Genomic DNA, 6824 nt, shown 5'->3' on the forward strand with positions numbered 1-6824 from the left:
GCCTCGCGGGGAGATGAGCCGCAACATGGGACTCCGAGTCGGTGTGGGGCTTGGACCCGTCCGCGTGTCCGCGGGAGTTGGCCGGTCCGAGGCCAGGGGCTGTATCACTGCCCTCCCCTACCTCATCGCGCTCGCCGTCATTTACTACGTCGTCACGGCCGTCTGGTGGTTTCTCACCTGGCCCGCCCGGGTGTTGGAGCCGCTGCTCAAGACGTCGGATCTGGACACGGTCTACCAAGCGGGAGTGGTCTGGGCCGCTCAGGGACTCTGGGTCGAGTTCCTCCTCATAGTCGCCGGACTGATCATCGCGGCGTCGGAGATCCGTACGCTCTATCTGGGAGCACCAGGGACGAAGGGCTCGGCGAGCTTCTGGCGCTTCTGGGCGGTGGCGCTGTTTCCCGCGGTCGCGGCGGCGACGATCGGCATGGCGCAAGCACCCGGGCCTCCAGTGGAGCACCGGGCCGTCGCCGCCAGTCCCACGGCCACGGCAGCAGCCAGTCCGACCACGCCTGCCGAAGCGCTCCGGCCGCCAGGCGCTCCGAAAACGGCTCAGCGTGTGGTCGTCATATCGGTCCTCAGTGGGGATTCACTGCTCGTCCGAGCAGTGACCGAAGGCATAGCCCTGAGTCGCAGTGGTCGGATCGCTGTCAGGTTGCTCGGAGCCACCGCCCCCGTAGACGGTGAGTGCAAGGCGGAGTGGGCAACGGAGCGGCTCCGCTCCTACCTGCCGAGCGATTCCTATGCCTGGATAGCGCGGGGAGCAGGGACGAACGATTCCGCCAGTCCCGTCGCCTTATACATATGGCGCGAAGGCAATGGCCGCGCGTCGATCAATGCGCTGACGCTCCTCTCAGGGTCAACACGGCTCGCCTCCACCGAAATCAGCGGCGGCGTGGAGCAGAGGTTCAAGGCGTACGCCGCCAAAGCACAGGCAGCCGGCCGCGGGATCTATGCCTGCACCCGGTAGTCTCCGGCCCCGAGGTTCTTCAACGCGGTGCGCAGACGCTTCGATACATCCGCATCCGAGATCATCCAGACCAGATCCGATCCGTGGACACGCGTCGTCAATTCGCCATACAGGACGATCGGCAACTTCCGGTTGTCCTTGAATCTACGGTCGGGACCGCCTCGGACGTTGACATGGCTCCAGGTGTGATCGACAACCTTGGCATCCGTTGGGACCATTTCGTTCTCGACGACACGCGAGAAAACCGACTTGACCGAAAGATCGTCATAGTTGAGCTCCTTGAATCTTCCGTTCTCGCCGATGAGGAACCGGTCGGGATAGAAGTGCAGGGTCCAACCGGCTGCTGTCAGAGTGGGGGCTTTGATGTTGATATCAATGCCGTCGAGGCCCGAGAACTCGACCGACGCCGTCGTCCGCCGCATAGTAGATCCGGCGCCCGCGTTGATCTTACGCTCGTAATCCGAGGTCACCGCCTGGCTTTCGAGGACGAGCCACATCTGCCCGGCACGAGCGGCGTCTCGGAACGCGGCAACCGTACGGTCGAAGAGCACGGCATCCTCGTCGGGCAAATCGTAGTCAACACGCGGGCGACGGCTCCGGCTTTCCATCGTCGAAACGATCCACGCAGCGACGAGCCCGGCGACCATGGCGATCCACCCGTGACCGCGCATGACGATCCCGGCGAGTTCGCAGATCAGAAGCATGTAGGGCCACTTCCGAGGCGCGGCCTTGGCCGCGGCGATCTCCTTAAGGAATTCCTTCTCCGGGACCGGCATACCAATTTCGGTCTTGCTCGGTACGTCAACTTCGATGGCGTGCCGCTGCTCCTCCGGGGTGACAGGCGCGTGAGCCACGACGACAGCCGGAACGGGGGTTGTTGGAATCACCGGCGCAGGCGGCGGCACCGAGGCGAGAGGTTCAATCAGACCTGGCGCGCCAGCGGGAACGACAGGCAGTGGCGCGGCCACCGGAAGCGGGGGAACGGGGCTTGGTGGGTCAACCGATGTGGTCCCCCCAGCAGCCCCAACAGCAGGAGAGGACGAGGCAATCGGCGGAGGAGGGGAGGGAGCCGATGCCTGGTATCGCTGCCACTCCCCCGCCCGCATCTGCTGCTCACGAAGTCGCGCCGCCTCAAGGGCGTGCTGACGTTCCCGGTTGATCGGCAGCACGCGGATAACGGCACTCGTGTGCGCGGGCGAGATCATCCGTTCGATCTGCGCGCGGATGAAGGGCACGTCCGGCTTGGAAACGGTCCCGAAGTGGATCTCCGTTCCCTCGTGCGTGACCACGCTCAGCCGGTTCATCGAGGTCCACTTGTCGCTGAAGTAGAACCATCGGACCTGCGGCCACCAGACATGCACCTTCGGGCGTTCATGAGTCAGAAGATGAACGCCGATGACGCGCATGTTCGTCAGGGCGACAAGATCGAGTTGCGGTTTCACCTGGTTCGTCTTGCCGATGAAGAGGATCTGCTCCCCCTCCTGCTGGAGAAGGTAGTGAGCAGCCCCCGCGACGGCCTTGGCCGCGGTCTTGTCACTCACCTTGGCCCCGAGCTGGAACGTCATCGCGGATCGCTCCTCACGAGCTTGAGCCCACCGCCGGATACGAACGGTTCAAGCGGCTGGACGGCCGATTCCCGGCTGAGGTCCTGGTGATATCGCTGGTCACGGAAGTTCCGCTGTTGGCAGCCGCAGGTCTCCTGACCGCAGCCGTAGGTAGCGGCCTCCGCGAGAGCGGTGGCAACCACCATGACGGCATAGGCAGACCGGGCGGTGAACGGGCCGTTGGACCTCCAATCCCCGGCAATCTGCTTCGCATGCAGAGGCCCGAACACGGAGGCGTACTGGAGTGCGTGCTCGTGCTTCACACCCGCCTTCCAATCGAGCGACAAGCCACGCAGTGTCCGCGTCGGCACCATCTCGCGCACCGAAAGCAACTCCCATGCGGACACCTGCCGCAGCGGTTCGGCGCGCACTATGCCGGCTCCATCTTGCGGGGCACGAGGCTCGTGGGCATCTCACGCGGCGGCTCCGCATAGCAGGCGTGCGTCCGCTCCACCTCGCGCTGCCAGACGAGTTGAAGTGCTCGATCAGTCTTTGGGACCTCGTAGCCGAGGCCCGTGAGGATCTCACGGAACTCCCCGCGCACGCTTCCGTCCGGCGAAGTCACGAGGGCTGACAACAGGGGTCCGCTGTCCCTGACCGGCTCGTCGACTTCGATCAGGAGCTTCGCGCATAACACACGGTCGGCAGCCACCTCTCCTGCAAGGTCTTCCAGGTTGATGGCGACCTGATCTCGGGCCGTCCTTTTCAGGACGGCGGATATGCGGTCGGCGACGTCGCGCGGGGTGGAACGGACGCTCAGTTCCAATGTGGTGGCCGAGGTCTCGGCCCCGCTCTCTCTGTCCGCCCGGCCGGCCGCCAGCCACTGGGCGGTCAGGTCCAGGTGCCGCTTCTCATACGAGGTCGCGTGGTTGCCTAGCTTGTTGAGCAGGGAGCGCCCTTCTTTGTGAAGCTTGCGCACCTCAGCGGTCTCCCCCGCGATCTCCGCCTTCTGGAGCCGGTCAAGCACCTCGCTGAGTCGAGAATGCTGCTTCGAACGGATACTCTCGGCCAGCGCTTCCTGCGTACGGGCACGTGCCGCTCGATCACGTTCCGATTGGGCGCGTACGAGCCATGACTCACGGTCATGCAGACTCCGTGCCTCCGTCGTGAACTTCGGGTTGCTTAGCGAGACACGCACCAGTGTTTTCCGGAGGTCGTCGACCGCACTCTGGGCTTCCTCGAGGTTCCCCGCAGCCTTCGCCCGGTCGATCTGATCGATGAGCGCCGCGCTGCGCTCACGAACCTCCCGCTCGTTCCGCGCATGAGCCTCATCTTTCGCAGTCGCCCAGCGGCTAAGTTCTTGGATCGCCTCCCGTTCCTTGTTGAAATGCGGACGTGTCAGCGCCTTGAGCAACTCCTCGTTGGCCCTCAGCGTCTGCAAGAGACGTCCATGGTCTCCGATTTTCCGCGCATCACGCATGTCCCGGATCAACGAGGTCAGCTTGTGTCGGACCAGTGCCTCAGACTGGCCCGGAGACGATACGGCTTTCTTCCGGAAAGTCCCAGGTTCCTGTGCAGGGGCCGCAGGCTCCGGCGTCGGCTTCTGTGGCACCTGAACGCTTGGTGGTTGGCTGGTCCGGATACGCCTCACGCCCGCGCTGAAGACGGTCCATACGGGCGTGGCATTCCCGGGGCTGATCAGCGCGTTCACAGACGCGGGCTCGACAAGGGAGTACGGTTCGTCGACCGCAAGATCCAGATGGTCTGGCACCATGATTCGGGCGTGTAGGCGGTCGCCCTCGCCGATGCAGATGTCCGCCGCTGCGACGTAGGAGCCTTCAGGGATGCCGGGCCCACCTATCGGTCGAGTCACCCTCTCCTGCGGGTAGATCACAATGTCCTCGACTGCCAAGGGAAACCTGGGCAGCCGCACTGCTGGCGCCGCTGGCGGCTTCGCAATCCGCCGGCGCTTACGGAGCAGCGGAGTGACGATCCCCTGCCCACTGATCTCGCAGTCGTTCAGTGCGCACCATTCAAGGTCACCGTCGCGCGTCTCCGTGCCCACTTTGACGACGCGAGCGGTGCCTTCCTGCTCGCAACGCACGCGCAGTGCGTAGCCGTCTCGATCGACCAGGTACTTGGCGGTCACGCTCGCCCGCGCGCCGAGCATCCAGTCGACTCGGCCAAGCCGGGCGCGGAGTTCCTCATCTTCTGTCGTCCAGGCGTCGGACGGAAGATTCACGAACTGGACCTTGATGGCCGAGCGGCTCCGGGCGGGGTTCACCAGAAGAGCAGTGCATTGGCCCTCCGCCATGGTGCCCCGGAAGGGCTGCGACACCGCGGACCTGCCCAGACCAGAGGTCAAGCCACGATGGATGTAGAGGTGGTCGGCGCTGTCGGCGCCGAAGTAGCGGCGCTCGCATTGCGGAGCGATCCCCTTGGGGTCGGGGTGATGCGCGAAGTGGCAGACGCGGTCGCGGTAGAGCTTGTCCATCAGCTCCCAGCCGCAGCCGCCGAGATGCTCCCCGCAATAGAAGCGTTTTCCCTTGTAACGCTTCAGGTAGAGCTCTGCTTCCTTGCGATCTGTGGGCAGCGAGAGCGGATAGTCGGACGTGGGGCTGCCGAGAACTGCCGTCTGAACTCGGCGGGTGTCTTGAACCATGAAACCTCACGGAATTTCATACAGCTGCAGGCCAGGCGGTCCTGCCTGGACCTGTACGATTGCCTGAGGCGACGGACACGGCGGCATTCGGCGTCACTCCGCCCGATGACCGAATTCGGAGTGAGGTCTTCCAGACCGGTCCCGATCACCATAGGCCCTGCAAGCGATGCCGAATTTCCATGTTCGTCGCCCTCCCTGACCTATCAGAAGATAGCCGGTTGCCCTGCAGGCCCGCGCCTGTGGGCGGCGAGAGATTTGGCGGCCCCCAGAAGAAGGAGTCAGCCTCTTACGGGCTTACGGGGCTCTACAGCAACGTCCGACGGGAACATCAAGATCGAACTCATCAAACGCCCGATGCATGACGCAAGCTACTTCCCGCTTCTTCGTCAACGGACCCTGCTCACGTAGACGACCGACAGTCACCTTCGGATTCGCGCCAAATCCCCTATTCGGACAGTGCCGCCGAGGTCCGCTGCAGCGTGCCTGGCCAGGACGAAATCTTCGGGGTCACACCTCCATTAAACGCCAGTAAATGAAATGATCACGCTTGACTGTGTGACTGGCTTACAGGAGGGGCGACAGGAGTGGTCAAGGACTCTGTGTTGAGGGGCTACCTGCTGGAAGAGTCGCTGGCCTGGCTCCTGCGCTTCAGTGGATACCGACTGCTTGTCCATGAGGACCAAGACCCCGCTGAGTTGGTCACCGACGGCGATACCCTCCGGGTCCGCGGACGGGGCGCGCTCCACCAAGTCGATGTGCTTGGAGAGTTCGCGTTCACGCCAGCGTTCTCTATGCCGGTGCGGCTGTTCCTGGAGGCGAAGTACTACCAGGACCGCTGTGGGCTGGAGATTGTACGGAACGCTCATGGTGTGGTGCATGATGTGAACGAGAACTTCATGACGGGCTTCGGGGCGGGGCCGCGGCAGCGATACAAGTACTCATACGCTTTGTTCTCCACCAGCGGCTTCACTGCGGATGCCCAGAGATACGCGCTCGCTCACCAGATTTCCTTGGTGGACCTATCCGGCGCATCCTTCGGCTGGCTGCTCGGCCTCATCGGAGCCACGGCGACGAGTCTGCACTCAGCGCAGAAACATCTGCCGGAGTCAGGCCGTTTTCCTGTGACCTGGATGCGCGCTGAGCTACGGCGGGCGTTGGAGACATCTCCGATGCATCTGTTGTCGTCGGCCTCCGTCCCTGATGGATCGTTCAAACGCGCGGCCAGCGCCGCAGTAAATGAATTCACCGCTGTGCTACGGCAGCACAGCGACGCAGAGTTATTACTCGGCTTCCCTTCGGCGCCGTTCATCCTGCCGCTCGCCGCAGACGATCAGCGGCGGTTCCTGGAATACGCGGAGATCAGACCCGACCACACAGTGCGGATCAAGCGGCATGGCACGGGAAACACAGCGGAGTGGATAGTGTCGCCGACGGATGCCGTTGGCGCCTATGAGCTGACCTTCAAGCTCCCAGAGAACATCGAGGAGTGGATCAGCGACATCGGAGAGAACGAGCGTCGCCGCACTGCGCACGTCAAGGAGCACTTCCTGTCCGCGATCACGCTATACCGCGTGAACAGCGACGGCGTGCGGACCTATCAATTGCGCTATGAGGCGAGTTCGCTGTCCCGATCAGCCGCAACTTAGACGCG

General features: G+C 63.7%; 5 protein-coding genes. 2 read left to right on the top strand and 3 right to left on the bottom strand.

Translation table 11 applies throughout. The annotated features are described in order from the left end of the window. Positions 1-25: 25 nt before the first annotated feature. Positions 26-967: a hypothetical protein gene (locus AWQ70_RS26865; protein ID WP_169808756.1), complete on the top strand. Its 942-nt coding sequence runs from the start codon at positions 26-28 to the stop codon at positions 965-967. Here AWQ70_RS26865 and AWQ70_RS26870 read toward each other — a convergent pair. From AWQ70_RS26870 to AWQ70_RS26880, 3 genes are read right to left on the bottom strand one after another with little or no spacing between them, the layout of a single operon-like run. Next, complete coding sequence (locus tag AWQ70_RS26870; RefSeq protein WP_067181574.1) at positions 949-2532, bottom strand: hypothetical protein; 1584 nt, start codon at positions 2530-2532, stop codon at positions 949-951. The genes AWQ70_RS26865 and AWQ70_RS26870 overlap by 19 nt on opposite strands. Then, positions 2529-2942, bottom strand: a complete 414-nt coding sequence (locus AWQ70_RS26875; RefSeq protein ID WP_067181577.1) for a hypothetical protein — start codon at positions 2940-2942, stop codon at positions 2529-2531. Before AWQ70_RS26875 ends, AWQ70_RS26870 begins: the two co-directional genes overlap by 4 nt. Then, positions 2942-5173, bottom strand: coding sequence for a hypothetical protein (locus AWQ70_RS26880; protein ID WP_067181580.1), 2232 nt, complete (start codon positions 5171-5173; stop codon positions 2942-2944). Before AWQ70_RS26880 ends, AWQ70_RS26875 begins: the two co-directional genes overlap by 1 nt. A 584-nt stretch (positions 5174-5757) precedes the next feature. Here AWQ70_RS26880 and AWQ70_RS26885 point away from each other — a divergent pair. Then, a complete protein-coding gene (locus tag AWQ70_RS26885; protein ID WP_067181583.1) occupies positions 5758-6819 on the top strand; it encodes a PDDEXK family nuclease in 1062 nt (353 codons plus the stop codon). Positions 6820-6824: the final 5 nt, after the last annotated feature.

This window comes from Microtetraspora niveoalba, from assembly GCF_001570405.1.
GTDB classification, from domain to species: Bacteria; Actinomycetota; Actinomycetes; order Streptosporangiales; family Streptosporangiaceae; genus Microtetraspora; species Microtetraspora niveoalba.

Coding starts and splice junctions, on each gene's coding strand:
- AWQ70_RS26865 (WP_169808756.1), top strand. CDS start 26: ATGGGACTCCGAGTCGGTGTGGGGCTTGGACCCGTCCGCGTGTCCGCG.
- AWQ70_RS26870 (WP_067181574.1), bottom strand. CDS start 2,532: ATGACGTTCCAGCTCGGGGCCAAGGTGAGTGACAAGACCGCGGCCAAG.
- AWQ70_RS26880 (WP_067181580.1), bottom strand. CDS start 5,173: ATGGTTCAAGACACCCGCCGAGTTCAGACGGCAGTTCTCGGCAGCCCC.